Source organism: Bartonella sp. CM120XJJH (assembly GCF_042194715.1).
GTDB lineage: Bacteria > Pseudomonadota > Alphaproteobacteria > Rhizobiales > Rhizobiaceae > Bartonella.
On sequence record NZ_JBHINE010000008.1, the window covers coordinates 66,733 to 86,692 of the forward strand.

Consider the following 19,960-nt stretch of genomic DNA (forward strand, 5'->3'; position numbering starts at 1 on the left):
GTTTTTTTTTATGCCGCGTCACTTTGACGTTGCTGTTTCGCTTGCTTGATGACATTGATAAGATCTGATTGTAACCAACGCGATAAAAAGCCAAATTTTAAAGGTTTTGGCAAAGATCCATTGGTAACATGACGGCGGAATGTTGAGACACTCATATGAAGCAATTTTGCACTTTCACGGTCTGTCAAAAGAATATCATTTTCTGTCATACTAAAATCCTTTCTATCAAAATGAGAACAAATCATAACTATTTATTAACCACATTTTGGTTCATTTAGAAAGATGTTTTATTCATAGAAAACAATATTTTATCATATAATTTCTGATGTGATAATTTATGAGTCTTATTGAGAAAGAATGAGAGAGAAGAGAGCTAAAGTTATCCACAGATAATGGGGTGTTGCACCCCATATCTTAAGATTGACTGGTGACATATGCTGCCCATTTATCCATATAGACACGGCGCTGTTCTAAATAATCAGTACGACGATAGGCACGTTCTACTTTACCGCCTACCGTATGACTTAGAATGGTTTCAGCGACCTCATAGGGGGTATCGGTTGTTTCAGCGAGCCAATTGCGTAAACTAGAGCGAAAACCATGGGGGCAGGCATTCAGTCCAGCCTGTTGCATATACCTTGACATACATTTATCAGCAAGAGGCCCCCGACCGGTTGCAGAAAAAAAGAAATCATTGCGAGAAAGCAGACGCGCTTGTTTTAAGATTTCTAATGCCTCTGATGATAAGGGCACACGAAACTCTGTTGTAGCATCACGCTTGCCTTTCATATTCTCAGCAGGGATTGTCCATATATCCTCCTCAACTTGATCTTTATGAATATGACATAAGGGATTTGTACGAACGCCTGTCAGAATAAGCAAGCGCAAAGCCAGATGTGTTAGGGTTGCTGTTTGGCAAAGTGTTTTATAAAAAGCAGGAACATCTTTTCAATCCATTGCTGGTCTATTAATAGTTTTATAGCGTTGTTTACCTAAGAGCGCGCGTGCTTTTTCTGTTGCTTGTAAATCAACATCCAAACCCAAGGCATCCGCATGTTTGAGACATATATTAAGACGATTTAGTGCTATCTGAGCTGTTCCAGCTTTTGTATGCCAAATGGGAGAAAGCGTATCGCGTATCTCTGTTTGTGTAATCTCTGAAACGGGGAGGCAACCTAATTTAGGGAGAATGTAAAGCCGCAAAGGTGAAAACCAATCACTAGCCTTACCATCTCTTTTTAATTCAGTCTTACGACTTTCAAAAGGCATCCACGGCAATGTTTTTTTTAATAATGAAGTTTGCGCATTGTTTCACGCTTTTGTTTATTGCGTTCTTTAATGGGGTCACGACCCTCACGTAAAATAGAGCGCTACCCAGTTGCCAATTCACGGGCTTGTTTTAAATAGACCTTTCTTAAGGAACCCAAGCCCATTTCGCGATACCGACCATGAATGGTATAACGGTAAAGTTATTGAGCATCCCCATCTTTACGCTTATGAAGGAGAAAGCTGGCACCACCATTATATTTGCCAGCTCCCAATGTTTGCGACAGCCTTTGGCACTTGAAACTCTTCATAAGAGATATTTTGAGTCCTTTCTTGTACAGTTTTTACCCACACGCTAACCCTGCTTGTGGTGTGCAAGAGAATGGTTTTGATTGATTCAAGATAAACAGGTTTAAAATGAGAGAATCTTATGTTATTTGGGACTCTCATTCAATAGGTAAAACAACGAATTATCTTTATAAATCAGTATATTGTCTTTGTTTGGTGTTTTAGTTGTTATGCTGGCTGGTTTTTGATTGTTATATTGCAATCTCGGTAGTTTTTTAATACGATATGGGGACGTAAGATATTATATCTTTGTTTGTTCCTATTGCTAGCTACTATTTTTGTAACGACTACGCTTTTATTATCAGATTTTTTTAATAAGATTGCTATTTGATTGACTGGGTAAAGATTTAGTTGTCATTTTGAATAAGAGTTTACTATTTAAGTTTTTAACTTTGTCAGAAGTAGGCTTTATTTATCCTATTTGCATTGGCCTATAGGGCATACCAATTGATATAGATAATAAGCAGCGTAATAGATTTTTAAAAATGAGAATGTTATAAATTCACTCGAAGTCTCTATCTAAACTTTTCAAATAAAATTGATTTAATAAAAGTGGTTGCAAAATTTTTCTCTTTTGGTTTTCCACCCATTTTGATATAAAATAAGAAGATCTTGTGAAAATCTTAGAATGTGGGGGAAATGTAAATTAAAGCTGTTTTGTGCTTATTTTTCCATCGTTAAAGTAAAACCCTATCTGTCCCTTTAGCAGTTGTTCGGCTTTTTGACCAAATATCTCATAGCGCCAGCCATTCATAGCGGGAATATTTTTCTTTATTCCTCCATTGGCAATTTTTTCTAAATCACTAGATGTTGCAATAATTTTAGGGGCAATGCTGTTTTCGTTTGCAACAATTTTTAATAACACTTTGAGCAGATCGATAACAGCGGCCGTCGTATCGTTGAGTGGATTATGTTTAGGAATGGGGGGTAAAGTAGAAAGATCCACCTCTAAGCCTTCGTGGACAGCTTTGATTAATGATTGAGCAATTGAGAGTTTATCCCACTTCTTATTAAGACTGCGTAATCGTTTTAATGCAGATTCATCTTTTGGTTGTTGGGTTGCTATTTCTATAAGACACTCATCTTTTATGATATGACGACGTGGCATATTGTATTTTCGTGCTTCACGTTCCCGCCAAGCTGCTATCTTTTGTAATACAGCAAGTTCACGTGGCTTTTTAATTTTTCCTTTCACTTTTTTCCATGCTTCATCTTCTGGCATATCATAGGTCTTAGGATTTAAAAGGATTGTTATTTCATCATCCATCCAGTGAGCACGTTGATTTTTTTCTAACCTTTTTTTCAATAACAGATAAACATCTCTTAAGTAAGTTACATCGGCAAGTGCATAGAGCAGTTGTTTTTCAGACAACGGTCGGCAACTCCAGTCTGTAAATCGGGAGGATTTATCAAGATGATGCCCCGTGCAGCGTTGTACAATTTGATCATAAGAGATAGAATCACCAAATCCACAAATTGATCCTGCTATTTGCGTATCAAAGAGAGGGGAAGGAATAACACCTCCAAGATGATAAATTGTTTCAATATCTTGGCGTGCAGCATGAAAAACTTTTACAACTTTTTTATCGATCATAAGGTCAAAAAAAGGTTGTAAATCAATATCTGGCGCTATGGGATCAATCAAAACTGTGACATCTGGTGATGCGAGCTGGATTAAACACAGTTGAGGCCAAAAAGTTGTTTCGCGGATAAACTCAGTATCGACTGTTACAAAATCAGAGGTACGTAGAGCATTAAGTGCAATTTCAAGATCGGTTGTTTGTGTAATAAGATTCAGCATTTTATTATAATTCGATAAATTGAATTTGTCCTTTATTGACTTTATTTTTGAGTTTTTATTCTCATATCTTGACAAATGGTTATTAAAAAGCGTTTGTAGCGCATATGAATATTATAATCAAAGGCAAAAAAACATGCACCGTTATCGCAGTCATCATTGTGCGGCTCTTCGTAAATGTGATGTAGGAGCACAAGTCCGTCTTTCGGGGTGGGTTCATCGTGTTCGTGATCATGGAGGGATTCTTTTTGTGGATTTACGTGATCATTTTGGAATCACACAAATTGTTGTTGACCCTGCTTCGCCGGCTTTTAAAGTTATTGAAAAAGTGCGTTCTGAATGGGTTATTTGTGTGGATGGAGAGGTATGTGCACGTTCCGATGAAGTTATTAATGCAACGCTTCCAACAGGTGAGATTGAAATTTTTGCACAAGAGGTAGAAATTCTTTCAAAATCTGATGAGCTTCCTTTACCGGTTTTTGGTGAGCCTGATTATCCAGAAGATATTCGATTAAAATATCGTTTTCTTGATTTGCGTCGGGAGACTATGCACAAAAATATCATGCGTCGGACTGAAATTATTGCGGCTATGAGACGGGCTATGCAAAATAATGGTTTTACGGAATTTACGACGCCACTTTTGACAGCTTCATCGCCGGAAGGAGCACGTGATTTTTTGGTTCCAAGTCGTGTTCATCAGGGAAAATTTTATGCGTTACCGCAAGCGCCACAGCAATATAAACAATTGTTAATGATGTCAGGTTTTGATCGTTATTTTCAGATTGCTCCATGTTTTAGAGATGAAGATCCAAGGGCTGACCGTCTTCCTGGTGAATTTTATCAATTAGATGTTGAAATGAGTTTTGTTGAGCAAGAAGATGTTTTAGCAACTATGGAACCTATTATGCGTTCTATTTTTGAAGAATTTGCAGATGGAAAGACTGTGACACAAAGCTTTCCTCGCATTTCCTATAATGAAGCAATGCAAAAATATGGTTCTGATAAGCCAGATCTGCGTAATCCGATCATTATGGAAGATGTTTCTCAGCATTTTTATAATTCTGGTTTCAAAGTCTTTGCTCAAATTTTAGCGAATGATGAGAATGCACAAGTGTGGGCTATTCCAGCTAAAACGGGTGGAAGTCGTGCTTTTTGTGATCGTATGAATGTATGGGCACAAGGTGAGGGGCAACCAGGGCTCGGTTATATTTTTTGGCGTGAAGAAGAAGGAAAATTTGAAGGAGCAGGGCCTATCGCCAAAAATATTGGTGAACAGAGGACTGAAGCAATCCGTATACAGCTTGGACTTGAAAGTGGTGATGCCTGTTTTTTTGTAGCTGGCGATCCAAAAAAGTTTGCATCTTTTGCCGGAGCAGCTCGCACAAGGGTAGGGGAAGAATTAGATCTTCTCGATAGAGATAGTTTCTCTTTGGCGTGGATTGTTGATTTTCCATTTTTTGAATGGAATGAAGATGAAAAAAAGATTGATTTTGCACATAATCCTTTTTCTATGCCTCAAGGGGGCGAAAATGCTCTTGAGACCCAAGATCCTCTTACTCTTAAAGCTTTTCAATATGATCTTGTTTGCAATGGTTATGAAATTGCATCAGGAGGAATTCGTAATCACTTACCAGAAATGATGCTTAAAGTTTTTGAACTTGTAGGTCTTTCTAAGGAAGTTGTGAAAGATCGTTTCGGTGGTCTTTATCGTGCATTCCATTATGGGGCTCCGCCACATGGTGGGATGGCTGCGGGAATTGACCGCATCATTATGCTGTTGCAAGGTGTTAAAAATTTGCGTGAAGTTGCTTTATTTCCTATGAATCAACAGGCGCTTGATCTTTTGATGAGTGCTCCTTCTGATGTTTCTCCTACACAATTACGTGATTTAGGAATCCGTATGGCTCCTACTCACAAAAATAGCTCATAAAGTTGATTATGGATTGTTTTCATCTTTCTTATGCAGAGTGAAGTGTTGATGCTTCTCAAGAGTGTCATGTTTGTGTGCTGTTTGTGAAATTTAGATAGACAAAAACGCCATTGTATTGATTCTTTATGAGGCATTTTAATTCCTTGTTTCTATAGGGGCTCTTCCCTTTGTGATAGGTGAAGAAATGATTATGATTGCTTGATCATGAATAAATTAGAAATGAGAGAATTCTATAATATTTAGGAGTCTCATTTTAGTTGAAAAAATAAATTATCTTTATAAGTCAATATATTATTTATTTTTTATTGAATTTTTTACAACGTTGTAGCAGAGCATTGTGTCTCTTCGTTTTTATGAGAATAATGTGGTTTTCCATTCTATGGGCTTACTCTGAAAAGTTTAAATTTTATAAGCTTTGAATATTTTTTAGTTTTTCATAGAAAAACTGAATGGGGTTGTTATACAATTTATCTTTATAATAAAAGATGATGTTTGAAAGGTGCTCTTGTCATTCCAAAAAGGATAAAATAAATCTTTGTGGGCAGTTAAATTATCGTCGTATTTGACAAAGCTTTCAATAAATCACTTAGGACAAGGGGGAAGGACATGTATCGATTTTTCAAATTGATATAATTTTCTGTTCATGTTCTAATTGCAGCGTTTGTTTTTATGTAATTGACTTTTAATAAAAAAGCCGACTCATAGAAGATTTCATTAAATAAATCCTATAAAATAATTTCTTATTATTGTGGGAATTGTTGTTTTAATACTATGTCTGATAAAATGAATTTACCTTTTGATAAAGAACATATTGAACCAATAGAATTACGTTCTGCTTTACAGGAACGTTATTTGGCTTATGCACTTTCTACGATTACACACCGTGCATTGCCTGATGTACGTGATGGATTGAAGCCGGTCCACCGGCGGATTGTTCATGCGATGCGTCTTCTCAAACTAAATCCTGGACAGTCTTATGCGAAATGTGCGCGGATTGTTGGTGATGTCATGGGAAAATTTCATCCTCATGGGGATGCGTCTATTTATGATGCCTTGGTGCGCTTGGCTCAAAGTTTTGCTGTTCGTTATCCGTTGGTTGATGGGCAAGGCAATTTTGGTAATATTGATGGTGATAATGCTGCTGCTATGCGTTATACGGAAGCACGTATGACTGAAGTGGCTGCATTGTTACTTGAAGGAATTAATGAGAATGCTATTGATTTTCGTTTAACCTATAATGAGGAAGATGAAGAGCCTGTTGTTTTACCAGGAGCTTTCCCTAATCTTTTAGCAAATGGTTCTTCTGGTATTGCTGTTGGTATGGCAACATCTATTCCACCCCATAATGTTGCTGAGCTTTGTGATGCAGCGCTCCATTTGATTGCACATCCCGATGTAAGTGATGAGGCATTAAATCAATTCGTTCTTGGTCCTGATTTTCCGACAGGGGGAATTTTAGTTGAGCCTAAAAAAAGTATTGAGGAATCCTATCGTGTTGGGCGTGGATTCTTTCGCTTGCGTTCACGTTGGCATCAGGAATCGGGCAGCCGTGGTTCTTATGTGATTGTTGTGACTGAAATTCCCTATCAGATTCAAAAGTCACGTCTTATTGAAAAAACAGCAGAGTTATTGCTTGCTCGGCGATTGCCAATGCTTGAGGATATCCAAGATGAATCAGCAGAAGATATCAGAATCGTGCTGGTTCCTAAAAATCGGTCGGTTGATCCGGAGCTCCTTATGGAGTCTCTTTTTAAATTGACTGATTTTGAAGTAAGATTTCCCCTTAATCTGAATGTTTTGTCTTTGGGAAAAATACCCAATGTTCTCTCTTTGCGCGAGAGTTTACAGCAATGGCTCGAACATCGTAAAGAAGTCCTTATTCGCCGCTCTCATTATCGGCTTAATCAAATTGATTGTCGATTAGAAATTCTTCATGGATACCTTATTGCCTATTTAAATCTCGATGAGGTTATTCAGATTATTCGTGAAGAGGATGAACCTAAAAAGCAGCTGATCAGTCGTTTTGAATTAACAGAAAATCAAGCTGAAGCTATTCTTAATATGCGCTTGCGTTCTTTGCGTAAGCTTGAGGAATTTGAAATTCGTAAAGAATTTGAAAGTTTGAAAGCTGAAAAAGAAAAGCTACAGAATTTGTTAGCTTCTCCTATAAAACAATGGAAAATAATTTCAGAAGAAATCAAAAAAGTTCGAAATACTTTTGGTCCTGAAACCCTCTTAGGGAAAAGACGTACGACATTTGAAGAGGCACCCAGACATGATCTTGATGATATTCAACAAGCAATGATCGAAAAAGAACCGATTACTATTGTTATTTCTGAAAAGGGGTGGATGCGTGCTTTGAAGGGACATTTGAACGATTATAAAGCACTTTCTTTTAAAGAAGGAGACAGTTTAAAGTTAGCATTTCCAGCGTTTACGACCGACAAGATTGTGCTGATAAGTACGGGGGGAAAGTTTTTTTCACTTGGTGCAAATAGTTTACCTGGAGGGCGGGGACATGGTGAACCTATTCGTCTTTTAGTTGATATGGATGATGAGCACGATGTTCTTACAGCTTTTGTGCATCACGCAGAGGAAAAATTGCTCTTGGTTTCATCTCACGGTAATGGTTTTATTGTTTCTTCTGCAGAAGTGATTGCCAATACACGAAAAGGAAAGCAAGTGATGAATGTGAAAGCTCCTGATAAGGTAAAGCTTTGTGTTCAAGTAAATGGTGATCATGTTGCGGTGGTTGGTGAAAACCGTAAAATGCTTATTTTTTCTATTGAACAAATACCAGAAATGAATCGCGGTAAAGGTGTTCGTTTACAGCGTTATAAAGAAGGTGGTGTTGTTGATGCTAAGACTTTTAATTTATCAGAAGGCTTAAGTTGGCAAGATACAGCTGAACGAATCTTTAATCGTCAGGCGGACAATCTCATTGAATGGATGGGAATGCGTGCGGGAGTCGGGCGTTTGGTTCCAAAAGGATTTCCAAAATCAGGAAAATTTATTAATTAAATGTACTTTATAAATGAGAAAATTCCCTATGGTTTTATGATTGTGTAAGATATTAATTTATAAGGATAATTTATTATTTTTATATTGAAAAAAAGACCTAAAGCGTGAGTTTTTTCTTATTTCGATCTTGTTTAGGTTAAATCAATCAAAATTGTTTGTTTGCTTGTCATGAGATGAGAGAGACCAAGCCGTTTGCATAAACACTATTGAGGAAAAGAATAAAAATATTTTTCTATAAACCGTTTTACATGTAGAAGTTGTTACAACAATAGGTATGTTTGTTTTTTTACATTATACCGCTTATAGGTGCTGTCGTGAAATGATTTTATATTTTGAGAGCTGTACCTTTAAACAAACAGTGTGAATGTTTAACATAAGAGTGTTCTATTTGGAGATGTTTTATTTGTCTGATAGGTTTATCTCCTTATTGTTCAAAAGAGATGTTATTAATCTTTCGTCGTAATATTTATTCGTTAGGATTACTATGATATTGCCTAAAAAGATGACCACGTTCAGCCCATAAGACGAGAAATATGGCAGCGAGACTCAAAAAGAAAAATCCTGCTGAGTTTGGGATGGTTGTTTCATCAAATTGTTGGGCAATAAAAAAGCTGAGTCCTGCACCGATAGATGTTTGAAGAAAGCCGGATACAGAAGAAGCTGTTCCAGCAATTTCTCCCACAGATTCGAGAGCGAGTGTATTGAAATTGGCCATAATACCACCGCAGGCAAACATCAGTATACAGAATAACAGCATGTAAAAAGCAAAAGGCAGAATACCATCTGTTAAGATAGAGCCAATAAACCATACACATGAAGTGATACAAAAGAGCAACAGCATTGTATGAGCAATACGACGCATTCCAAGGCGTCCAACGAGTTGAGAGTTCATGAATGATGCGAAAGCCTGAAATGCAGCACCAACTGCAAAGGCAATAGGGAACCAAAGCCCTAGATTATAGATCCCTTCATACGTTTGTTGTGATGTATTAACGGCGGTAAAGATACAGCCTAAAATAATGGAAGTTGCTAGTGTATAGCAAAGTGTTGTGCGATTGGTTATTACAATCCATAAATTATGTTTAACTGAAGAAAAGGAAAGAGAGCGTTGCGCATAAAGAGTTTCAGGCAAGCGGAATTGAATCCAAATCATCAGTCCTAAACCAATCGTTGCCATGAAAATAAAAATATATTGCCAATGTCCGAGCAGTAAAATGATCTGTCCTGTTGCGGGACCAACCATTGGTGCAACAAGAAAAACCATCATAACTATAGACATAACTTCTGCCATTTTTCGACCACTGTAAAGATCACGTACGACGGAAACTGTAAGAACCCGCATAGCAGCCCCTCCAATACCTTGCAAGATACGTAAAATAAGTAAGAGAGAAAAATCAGTTACAAAGGCACAGCCAATCGCCGTAAATGAATAAAAAGCAAGACCGAGAAGAATAAGTTTACGTCGTCCGTACCTATCGCTTATTGGACCGAAAAATATTTGAGCAATACCATAGCTAATAAGATAACTCGAAATGATATAATGTTGATCATTTTCATTGAGAACATTTAAGCCGTCTAAAATATTGGGCATAGCTGGTAGCATAATATCAACAGCTATAGCGTTAATAGCCATGAGCGAAGCAATAAGAATAACAAATTCTTTATAGCCAATTTTGTTTCTAATCGCATCACGGTGCGTTTGTTCATCGACTGAATATGACATATGGCACCCTTGAAATAAAAATTTCGTCTGAAAACAGCTCTTTTAAGAGTCTGAATAAAATGAAAGATACCTATGATTGATTACAAGGAATATTTTTTTCTTTCAAAAGTTCCTGTAACTCATTGTTTTGAAACATCTCTTTAACAATATCACAGCCTCCGATAAATTCACCTTTGATATAAAGCTGTGGAATTGTTGGCCAATTTGAGTAATCTTTAATTCCTTGACGCAATTCGTTAGAAGTTAAGATATTAATTCCTTTATAATTCAATCCTAAATATTCAAGGATTTGAACAACTTGTCCTGAAAATCCGCATTGCGGAGCATCAGGTGTTCCTTTCATGAATAAAATGACGTCGTTTGTTTTAATCTCGTTGTCAATAAAATCATGAACAGTGGTCATTTTTATCCCTCGATATTTCAGATTTTTATAAGTGGGTAATTTACATTCATACTGTTTTTAATCGTATTAAATGTGTGAATGCAAGAAGAAATTTTAGATTATTTTGGGATATTTGTTTGCAACATTAAGGCGTGAAGGTCATTTCCCATATTGCCTTTAAGGGCATCATAGACCATTTTATGTTGTTGAACACGGGTTTTACCACGAAAACTTTCAGAAATAACTTCTGCAGCATAATGTTCCCCATCTCCAGCAAGATCACGAATTGTTACAGTAGCATCAGGAATGCCTTCACGAATAAGCGTTTCAATTGCATGGGCACTCATTGCCATCATTATTCTCCTATGTTATTCATTTTTTATAAAGGCTGTTTAAGAGAAAAAACAAAATTTACTCCTCACCCATAAATTGTGGAAACCAGTTTTCATAGGCTTTTGTGAGTTTGTCTACTGAAAGTGTTAATATCCCATCTATATTGAGAGAAGTTCCCTCAACTTGACCTAGCTCTGTTAAAGAAACTGTATTGATTTGTGCACGCTCTTTAAGACTACTGAGAGAGTGAGGTTTGACGGCTAAAAGATAACGCCCTTGGTCTTCTCCAAAAAGTTCTGCATGATGGGGTGATTTATTACTTAACGTTACTTTGATTCCTTTACCTGCTTTAATCACCATTTCGGCGAGTGCTATCGCTAATCCTCCGTCAGAAATGTCATGAGCAGCATGAATAAAACCGCTATTAATGGCATCTCGAACAAATTGACCATGTTTTTTTTCAAGTTGTAAATCTACAGGGGGGGGGGCACCTGCATCAATATTTAAAATGTTACGTGCATAGATTGATTGTCCTAAATGAGAGCCGCAATTTCCTACTAAAACAAGAATATCTCCATTTTGCATACCACTTATTGTTACCATTTTAGACCAATCATTAAGAAGGCCTACGCCAGCAATTGTAGGGGTTGGAAGAATGGCTTCCCCATTTGTTTCGTTGTAAAGAGAAACATTGCCTGAAACGATAGGAAAATCGAGGATTTTACAAGCTTCTCCTATACCTTTAATAGCAAAAACCAGCTGTCCCATAATTTCAGGTTTTTCAGGGTTACCAAAATTGAGATTATCTGTAGCAGCCAGTGGTGTTGCACCTGTCGTACTAATATTTCGCCAGCATTCTGCGACAGCTTGTTTTCCTCCTTCATAAGGGTCTGCTTCACAATAGCGAGGTGTTACATCAGAAGAAAAAGCAAGAGCACGTTTGCTGTTGTTTCCTATACGGATAACGCCTGCATCACCTCCTGGACAAATAAGACTATTTCCTTGGATAAGGGTATCATATTGTTCATAAACCCATCGCCGTGAACTTTGATCAGCAGAATTCAATAAGGACAGAAGCGCATCACCAAGATTTTCAACTTTTTTGACGTCTTCTGCTTTCAAGAATGTTTTTTTTGCCGGCTCACTCCAAGGGCGATCATAAACAGGCGCTTCATCACCAAGCTCTTTGATGGGAAGATTGACAACTTCTTCCCCTTGATGAAATACACGAAAACGTAAATCATCGGTTGTTCTTCCAATGATAGAAAAATGTAGCCCCCACTTATGAAAAATTGCTTCTGCTTGCTTTTCTAGTTCTGGTTTAAGGACCATGAGCATACGCTCTTGACTTTCAGAAAGCATCATTTCATAGGCTGTCATGTTTTCTTCTCGAACAGGAACTGTATCGAGATTAAGCTGTATCCCTAAATTTCCTTTTGCACCCATTTCAACGGCAGAAGAGGTGAGTCCTGCTGCTCCCATATCTTGAATAGCAACCACAGCTCCAAGTTCCATGAGCTCTAAACATGCTTCAAGGAGACATTTTTCTGTAAAAGGATCACCTACTTGAACAGTTGGGCGTTTTTCACTGATTGAATCATCAAATTCAGCAGAAGCCATTGTTGCTCCACCGACACCATCACGTCCTGTTTTTGCACCAAGATAAACAACAGGGAGTCCAATACCTTGCGCTTTAGAATAAAAAAGGGCGTCTGTCTTTGCAATACCGGCGACAAAAGCGTTAACAAGGATATTGCCATTATAACGCTCATCAAAATTTACTTCTCCACCAACAGTTGGAACGCCAAAAGCATTGCTGTAACTACCAATTCCAGAAACAACACCAGAAACAAGATGGCGTGTTCGTGGGTGATCAGGAGCACCAAATCGTAATGCATTCATAGCAGCAACAGGACGGGCTCCCATTGTAAAGACATCGCGTAAAATACCACCAACACCTGTTGCTGCACCTTGATAAGGTTCAATATAAGAAGGGTGGTTATGGCTTTCCATTTTGAAAACAACACATTGCCCTTCGCCAATATCGACAACACCAGCATTTTCACCAGGTCCTTGGATGACACATTTTCCTTCTGTCGGAAGAGTCTTTAGCCATTTTTTAGATGATTTATAGGAACAATGTTCGTTCCACATTGCAGAAAAAATTCCTAGTTCAGTAAATGTTGGTTCTCTACCGATTAACGTCAGGATACGTTGATATTCATCCTCTTTTAGCCCGTGTTGTGCAATGAGCTCTGGTGTAATAGTGATGTTATTGCAAGGCTTCATGAGTATTTATCCGTCCAATTAATCGAAATTTAGCATTTTTATTTTTTTAATCTAGCAGCTTATATTATAAGCAATAATATTGTTTCATAATATATATTTATAGACAGTAAGCTGAAGATTTTGTTCGTTTGTTTGGTGGAATTTAAGACTAAAAATGGTCTTAAATAATTATGTGTTTAGAAAATAATATCCATTGTTGTTTGTGAAGAGCTTTGTTCATAGATTTACGATGCGACAAATAGTATAAATCCTTGTTTTTTAAAAATTATGGAGCGCGAGTATTTTTTCAGCATCATCCATTTACTAACTCTAAAGCACTTTGAAACAGTAAACGACCGTCAATACCTCCGTGGGCGGGTTCAATAAAGTTTTCAGGATGGGGCATCATACCAAGAATATTACCAGCTTTATTAACAATACCAGCAATATCTTTCATTGAGCCGTTCGGGTTTGTGTTTTCTGCATAGCGAAAAACAATTTGTTCATTGTCTTCCATTTGTTTCAATGTTTCACTATCAACAAAATAATTTCCATCGTGATGGGCAACAGGACAATGAATAATTTGTCCTTTAGAATAATATCGAGAAAATTTTGTTTTGGCGTTGACGACTTCAAGTTTAATTTCACGACAAACAAATTTTAAAGAAGCATTACGCATTAAAGTCCCAGGTAATAATCCTGCTTCCAACAAAATTTGAAATCCATTACAGATACCTATTATTGTCGTACCTTCTTGTGCTTTTTCACGAATAGCTTTTAAGACGGGAGTTCGCGCTCCAATAGCACCACATCTTAAGTAGTCGCCATAGGAAAAACCACCAGGAATAATAATAATATCTACATCTGGAATTGTTGTTTCTGTTTGCCAAATTTTTAGTGGCTCAACTCCCGTTATATGATGTAATGCTGCAACCATATCTCGATCACGATTTAATCCAGGAAGTTGAATGATGGCAGTTTTCATGAGCGTTCCACTTAAAGAAGTTCGATTGTATAATTTTCAATGACAGTATTTGCGAGTAACTCTTCACACATTTGTTCAAGTTTTTTCTTTGCGGTTTCAGCAGGTTGATCATCAAGAACGATATCAAAAACCTTTCCTTGACGAATGGATTGAATGCCTTCGAAAGCTAAACTTTTTAAAGCACCGGCAATCGCTTCTCCTTGTGGATCAAGAACGCTTTCTCTTAAAGTAACTGTAATGCGTGCTTTCATTTTTTGCTTCCTGCTTGTTAAAAAAACCTCTCCTTTGAAGAGGGGTACTTATATAAGGTGATGTTTTTACCTTGTTTTTACTTTACGAGGTTTTTACTTTACGAGAACGGGACCACTTGGTCGTGTTGGTTCATTTTCATTCATAATACCAAGGCGTTTGGCAACTTCTTGATAGGCATTAATAAGCCCACCCATATCACGACGAAAACGGTCTTTATCCATTTTTTCTTGTGTTTGCATATCCCATAGTCGTGCAGAATCAGGTGAGATTTCATCAGCAAGAACAATGCGCATTGTTTCATCTTCCCACAGGCGACCAAATTCCATTTTAAAATCAATTAATTGGATGTTAACACCGGCAAAAAGTCCCGAAAGAAAATCATTAATACGAATTGAAAGTTGCATGATATCTTCTATCTCTTGTGGGACAGCCCACCCAAACGCTGTGATATGTTCTTCCGTTACCATAGGGTCATCGAGAGAATCATTTTTATAGTAGAACTCAATGATGGATTGCGGAAGCGGGGTTCCTTCTTCTAGACCTAAACGCTTAGCAAGAGAGCCGGCAGCAACATTGCGAACAACAACTTCCAACGGAATGATTTCCACTGCTTTAATAAGCTGTTCACGCATGTTTATACGTTTGATAAAATGTGTTGGGATGCCCAAACGTCCAAGATGGCTAAAAATATGTTCCGAAATTCGGTTGTTTAAAACCCCTTTTCCGTCGATAATTTCATGTTTTTTTGCATTAAAGGCAGTTGCATCATCTTTAAAAAATTGAATATAAGTTCCTGGTTCAGGTCCTTCATATAAAATTTTAGCCTTGCCTTCATAAATACGGTGGCGACGATTCATCATGATTCTCTATTTATCTTGAGAGGTTTTTAATAACATTGAAAAATGATACTATCCTAATTGATAGAATTTCTCAATGATATTACTATGACACTTTATATAATTTTTGTCGTTACACGTCTACCCAAAGGTGAAAATACATAAGTGATGAGAAAGAAGATTACCTCTTTGGGATCAAATTTTTGCAAGAAAGTGAGAGAGGACCATTAGCCCTTCGGGCCAAGGTCCGTGTCCGGATTCTGCATTAATATGGCCAGAATACCCAGCATCAACAAAGAGAGATCCCCAATCATTGGCAATTTTTTCTGCTACTGAAAATTGACAAAACTCATCGTTACGACTGGCTATGACAATAGAAGGAAAAGGCAGCTTTTGGCGATGATAGGGGCCAAATGTCATTAAATGTTTGGGACGTATTTTCTCATTGGCGACATCTGGAGGTGCAACAAAGAAAGCGCCACAAATTTTTTCTGTATTTTCTATAGTTGCGTGAATAGCGCTGGGAACTCCTAATGAATGAGCAATAAGCATAACAGGCCTTTGAGCTTTTGCGATAGCGGTTTTAACTTTGTTAACCCACTCTTCACAAACAGGTTTTGACCAATGGAGTTGTTCAATGCGGCGGGCTGTCGACAATTTTTTTTCCCAGCGTGTTTGCCAATGATCTGGACCAGATCCTTTGTAGCCAGGAACAATAAGAATATCGAGTTGATTTGCTTTCATGAATTGTTTTCTTTGTTACAACAGATTTTTGATCATCGGTGCAATAGATTTGAGGTTTCTATGTCGCTTTATTGTCCTTCAAAAACACGTTTAAAAATCGTATTGATATGTTTGGTGTGGTAAGAAAGATCAAATTTTTCGCGAAGTTCTTCTTCACTTAAAGCTTTGGTAACATCTTTGTCGTTGAGGAGTTCTTCTAAAAAATCTTTTCCTTGTTCCCAAACTTTCATCGCGTTTCGTTGTACAATCCGATAAGAATCTTCACGACTGATTCCTGCTTGCGTGAGTGCTAAAAGCACCCGTTGTGAGTGGACAAGACCGCGGAATTTATTAAGGTTTTTTTGCATATTTTCTGGATAGACAATGAGATTCTCAATGACAGATGTGAGGCGAGAAAGAGCAAAATCCAGTGTAATAGTCGCATCTGGAGCAATATAACGCTCAACAGATGAATGGGAAATATCACGTTCATGCCAAAGTGCAACATTTTCCATGGCTGGGAGTGCAAATGCACGTACTATGCGGGCTAATCCAGTTAAATTTTCTGTTAAAACTGGATTACGTTTATGAGGCATCGCCGATGAACCTTTTTGCCCAGGTGAGAAATGTTCCTCTGCTTCAAGAACTTCTGTTCGTTGTAAATGGCGTATTTCTATCGCTAACCTTTCAATAGAGGAAGCAATAACACCAAGTGTTGCAAAAAACATGGCATGACGATCTCTTGGTATTACTTGGGTGGAAACTGGTTCTGCACGCATCCTCAAGGCTTTTGCTACATGTTCTTCAACGCGTGGATCGATATTTGCAAAAGTTCCTACAGCTCCTGAAATCGCGCAAGTAGAAATTTCTTCTCGTGCTGCAAGAAGACGTGTGCGACAACGGGAAAATTCAGCATATGCAAGAGCAAACTTGATTCCAAATGTTGTTGGTTCAGCATGAATGCCATGACTCCGCCCAATGGTGATTGTCTCTTTATGCTCAAAAGCACGTCTTTTTAATGCCTCAAGAAGTTGATCTATATCCTCTAGCAAAATATCACTAGCACGCATCAATTGAATGTTTAGCGTTGTATCGAGAACATCAGATGACGTCATACCTTGGTGGATAAAACGTGCCTCGGGCCCAATGAATTCAGCTAGGTGGGTCAGAAATGCGATCACATCATGTTTGGTAATTGCTTCAATTTCATCAATGCGATTGACATCAAATTCCGCAGCTTTCCCTCTTTCCCAAATGACTTTGGCGGCTTCTTTCGGAATAACACCTAATTGAGCGAGTGCATCACAGGCATGGGCTTCAATTTCAAACCAAATACGATATTTTGTTTCGGGAGACCAAATGTCTACCATTTCAGGGCGGGAATAACGTGCGATCATCATTTTTTTCCTTGTTGTGAGAGGATTGCAGCTTGGCGCAATGCACTCATGCGTGTTTTGTAAAGCTCTTTATTTCCATTTTTATAAATTGCAGAGCCTGCGACAAATACATTTGCACCAGCTTTTGCAGCTATCCCAATTGTATCAACGGTAATACCACCATCAACTTCAAGATCAATAGGGCGGTTTGCAATCATGCTTTTAACGCGCTTAATTTTATCTTTTATTTCTGGAATAAAACTCTGTCCACCAAAACCGGGATTGACCGTCATGATGAGAATGAGATCTAATTGATCAAGCAAATATTCAAGTACATGTTCAGGGGTGCTTGGATTGAGTGCAATTCCTGCTTTTTTCCCCATTTTTTTGATTGTTTGTAATGAACGATGAAGATGTGGACTTGCTTCAGCATGAATGGTTATAATATCTGAACCCACTTTTGCAAAAGCTTCCAAATAAGGGTCTACTGGTGCGATCATCAGGTGGACATCAAATATTGCTTTGGTTAATGGGCGCAGAGCTTTGACGATTTCAGGACCAAAGGTGATATTAGGAACAAAGTGTCCATCCATGATATCAAGATGAAGCCAATCTGCACCAGCATCAACAACATCTAACATTTCTTGTCCAAGTTTAGAAAAATCAGCAGCCAAGAGTGAAGGCGAAATGAGATGAGAATGGGGCATTAAAATCTCCTTGATTGGCTGTTTTTATCATATCGCAGTGTATACACAAATATCTTTTGTGTTATGACGGAAAAGAAAAAATATGTATTATAGGTCTTTTTATGGAAAGATCGCTTGAAATTTTAAAGCTTTATAAGTGAAAGATATGTCGAATCATAGAACATATTTGATGCCTGAACTTCAACATCAACATACTATTGCGGTTTCGTCCCAAGAATATCGAGATGCCATGAGTCTTTTTGCAGGAGCTGTGCATATTGTGACAACAAATGGTATTAAGGGAAGACGTGGGGTGACTGTTTCGGCGTGTTGTTCTTTATCTGATAATCCTCCAACCCTTCTTGTTTGTCTCATGCGCCATAATTTAAAGAATCAGGTGTTTATGGAGAATGGAAATTTTTGTGTTAATAGCTTGGCAGGAAAACATCGTCCATTAGCGGATGTTTTTTCGAGATGTTGCACTTCTGCACAAAATGAGCGTTTTGATGCTGCTCAATGGGGGGCTTTGCAGACGGGGGCGCCTAGTCTTTCAGATGCTTTAGCGTCGTTTGATTGTCGCTTGACTTGTTGGCACGAGCACGCAACCCATTGTGTTTTGATTGGTGAAGTGGTTGCAATCAACTGTAATAAAGAAAAAGATGCTTTGATGTATTTGCAACGTGAATATCACACTTTGCCTTTATAAAGATTTTATTTTTTTGCATTGATGAAATGATTTATTGTTGCTTCATTTAGATTTTAAACAATAAGAAAGTAGGGGAGGGGTGGCTCTAATATCTGATATTAGATTTCCTTCTTTTTGAAGTTTCTCAATAAGCGAGCAAAATGATTCTGAATGAGATTTGATCAAGAATCCAACCTACATAAAAAGCGATCAAACCTAAACAGTGCATTGAGACATATTTGTAGATTGTTATGAAAAAATATTTTACTCTTGTGTTGATGGATATTGCACAATATATAGACCGCACATAGGATATGTGGAGGTTTTTTATTTCATGAGCGAAGAGATTGATGGTCAATATCGCCCTAGTGAAGATGAGCCTTTTATGAATGAGCGGCAAAAGGCGTATTTTCGTGCTAAGTTGGTTTCTTGGAAGAATGATATATTAAAAGAAGCTCGTGAGACTTTGGAAAATTTGCAGGAAGAGAATGTTGGTCAACCCGACTTGACTGATAGGGCTTCTTGTGAAACTGATCGTACAATCGAATTACGTGCTCGTGATCGTCAGAGGAAACTTATTTTAAAAATAGATGCTGCTTTAGAGCGCATTGATAATGGGACATATGGTTTTTGTGAAGAAACCGGCGAGCCCATTAGTATCAAGCGCCTTGAGGCTCGGCCGATAGCCGTTTTGTCATTGGAAGCGCAAGAACGTCACGAACGACGTGAAAAAGTTTATCGCGATGATTGAGGTCATTGAAATGATAAATAAACAAAACTCGTGGTGATAAAATTGTATATTTTTATTTTTGAGGAGTAGGAATGAATAAAGATGGTTCTTGCCGCCCCTCAATTTCGGCGGTGATTGCTGAATCTTTTACCGCTTGATTCGTAAAAGGAGAGGGACTTTTATTCGTTGTATCGTTTCTTTCTGCAGGAGCGGAATTTGGATGTGTGTGTGTTTCTCTCTTTTGTATTTTCGATATACTGCTAATATCGGATTCTACAACCACATCTGTTAATCCGCCAATAAGGAGCAAATGTTCTTTATTATCGCATCGGACTAAAACAAGGCGGCGTGCTCGATCTATAGAAATTACTTCACATAATGCTAGTCGTGATAGACTTTTTTTTCTATTATTACTGAATCTTCCCGTACTTAAACGACGTAAAAACAAGATAATTACGGTAATAGCCACGATTGTTATTATAAAAAACAAAAAGCTTATTATTATCTTCGCAGCAGATACACCTATTTGCTCTGATAACCAGATAACCATAGATTTTCTCCCATTTTTGTGTGAAAATATCGTTTTTATCGAGACGAATTATAAATACACCCTTAAAA

At 37.7% G+C, this 19,960-nt stretch carries 17 protein-coding genes and 1 pseudogene; 4 read left to right on the forward strand and 14 right to left on the reverse strand.

Annotation, left to right across the window (positions count from 1 at the left end; genetic code table 11):
- Positions 1-8: 8 nt before the first annotated feature.
- From ACFIKU_RS05005 to rnd, 3 genes and pseudogenes are all read right to left on the reverse strand, one after another.
- A complete protein-coding gene (locus tag ACFIKU_RS05005) occupies positions 9-209 on the reverse strand; it encodes a helix-turn-helix transcriptional regulator (RefSeq protein WP_375656867.1) in 201 nt (66 codons plus the stop codon).
- Positions 210-414: 205 nt separating this feature from the next.
- Positions 415-1,433, reverse strand: a pseudogene (locus ACFIKU_RS05010) (tyrosine-type recombinase/integrase).
- Positions 1,434-2,260: 827 nt separating this feature from the next.
- A complete protein-coding gene (gene rnd / locus ACFIKU_RS05015) occupies positions 2,261-3,415 on the reverse strand; it encodes a ribonuclease D (protein WP_375656868.1) in 1,155 nt (384 codons plus the stop codon).
- A 133-nt stretch (positions 3,416-3,548) separates the two neighbouring features.
- Between rnd and aspS the strand changes: the two genes are divergently transcribed.
- Complete coding sequence (aspS, locus tag ACFIKU_RS05020; protein ID WP_375656869.1) at positions 3,549-5,342, forward strand: aspartate--tRNA ligase; 1,794 nt, start codon at positions 3,549-3,551, stop codon at positions 5,340-5,342.
- A gap of 771 nt (positions 5,343-6,113) precedes the next feature.
- Positions 6,114-8,363: a DNA topoisomerase IV subunit A gene (parC, locus tag ACFIKU_RS05025; RefSeq protein ID WP_375656870.1), complete on the forward strand. Its 2,250-nt coding sequence runs from the start codon at positions 6,114-6,116 to the stop codon at positions 8,361-8,363.
- A 466-nt stretch (positions 8,364-8,829) separates the two neighbouring features.
- Here the strand turns inward: parC and ACFIKU_RS05030 are convergent, their stop codons facing one another.
- The 10 genes from ACFIKU_RS05030 to rpe form a co-directional block, all read right to left on the reverse strand.
- Positions 8,830-10,086 (reverse strand): multidrug effflux MFS transporter, encoded by a 1,257-nt coding sequence (locus ACFIKU_RS05030; RefSeq protein WP_375656871.1) that lies wholly within the window; start codon positions 10,084-10,086, stop codon positions 8,830-8,832.
- Between the two features lie 70 nt (positions 10,087-10,156).
- The gene (grxD, locus tag ACFIKU_RS05035; RefSeq protein ID WP_375656872.1) at positions 10,157-10,489 is read right to left on the reverse strand and encodes a Grx4 family monothiol glutaredoxin; all 333 of its coding nucleotides are present in this window, start codon (positions 10,487-10,489) and stop codon (positions 10,157-10,159) included.
- 98 nt (positions 10,490-10,587) lie between these two features.
- Positions 10,588-10,821, reverse strand: a complete 234-nt coding sequence (locus tag ACFIKU_RS05040; RefSeq protein WP_005773427.1) for a BolA/IbaG family iron-sulfur metabolism protein — start codon at positions 10,819-10,821, stop codon at positions 10,588-10,590.
- A gap of 58 nt (positions 10,822-10,879) precedes the next feature.
- A complete protein-coding gene (gene purL, locus ACFIKU_RS05045) occupies positions 10,880-13,090 on the reverse strand; it encodes a phosphoribosylformylglycinamidine synthase subunit PurL (RefSeq protein ID WP_375656873.1) in 2,211 nt (736 codons plus the stop codon).
- A gap of 292 nt (positions 13,091-13,382) precedes the next feature.
- A complete protein-coding gene (gene purQ / locus ACFIKU_RS05050; protein WP_375656874.1) occupies positions 13,383-14,054 on the reverse strand; it encodes a phosphoribosylformylglycinamidine synthase subunit PurQ in 672 nt (223 codons plus the stop codon).
- A gap of 11 nt (positions 14,055-14,065) precedes the next feature.
- Positions 14,066-14,305, reverse strand: coding sequence for a phosphoribosylformylglycinamidine synthase subunit PurS (purS, locus tag ACFIKU_RS05055; protein ID WP_375642454.1), 240 nt, complete (start codon positions 14,303-14,305; stop codon positions 14,066-14,068).
- 93 nt (positions 14,306-14,398) lie between these two features.
- The gene (gene purC / locus ACFIKU_RS05060) at positions 14,399-15,163 is read right to left on the reverse strand and encodes a phosphoribosylaminoimidazolesuccinocarboxamide synthase (protein ID WP_273724109.1); all 765 of its coding nucleotides are present in this window, start codon (positions 15,161-15,163) and stop codon (positions 14,399-14,401) included.
- A 174-nt stretch (positions 15,164-15,337) separates the two neighbouring features.
- Positions 15,338-15,886: an RBBP9/YdeN family alpha/beta hydrolase gene (locus ACFIKU_RS05065; RefSeq protein WP_375656875.1), complete on the reverse strand. Its 549-nt coding sequence runs from the start codon at positions 15,884-15,886 to the stop codon at positions 15,338-15,340.
- A 68-nt stretch (positions 15,887-15,954) separates the two neighbouring features.
- A complete protein-coding gene (purB, locus tag ACFIKU_RS05070) occupies positions 15,955-17,262 on the reverse strand; it encodes an adenylosuccinate lyase (RefSeq protein WP_375656885.1) in 1,308 nt (435 codons plus the stop codon).
- A complete protein-coding gene (gene rpe, locus ACFIKU_RS05075) occupies positions 17,262-17,948 on the reverse strand; it encodes a ribulose-phosphate 3-epimerase (RefSeq protein ID WP_375642452.1) in 687 nt (228 codons plus the stop codon). The genes purB and rpe overlap by 1 nt, the downstream gene beginning before the upstream one ends.
- 145 nt (positions 17,949-18,093) lie before the next feature.
- Here rpe and ACFIKU_RS05080 point away from each other — a divergent pair, with 145 nt between their 5' ends.
- On the forward strand, positions 18,094-18,633 hold the full coding sequence (locus ACFIKU_RS05080) for a flavin reductase (protein WP_375656876.1): 540 nt from the start codon (positions 18,094-18,096) through the stop codon (positions 18,631-18,633).
- Positions 18,634-18,946: 313 nt separating this feature from the next.
- The gene (gene dksA / locus ACFIKU_RS05085; protein ID WP_375642450.1) at positions 18,947-19,363 is read left to right on the forward strand and encodes an RNA polymerase-binding protein DksA; all 417 of its coding nucleotides are present in this window, start codon (positions 18,947-18,949) and stop codon (positions 19,361-19,363) included.
- Positions 19,364-19,415: 52 nt separating this feature from the next.
- Here dksA and ACFIKU_RS05090 read toward each other — a convergent pair whose 3' ends face one another.
- The gene (locus ACFIKU_RS05090; RefSeq protein ID WP_375656877.1) at positions 19,416-19,892 is read right to left on the reverse strand and encodes a flagellar biosynthetic protein FliO; all 477 of its coding nucleotides are present in this window, start codon (positions 19,890-19,892) and stop codon (positions 19,416-19,418) included.
- Positions 19,893-19,960: the final 68 nt, after the last annotated feature.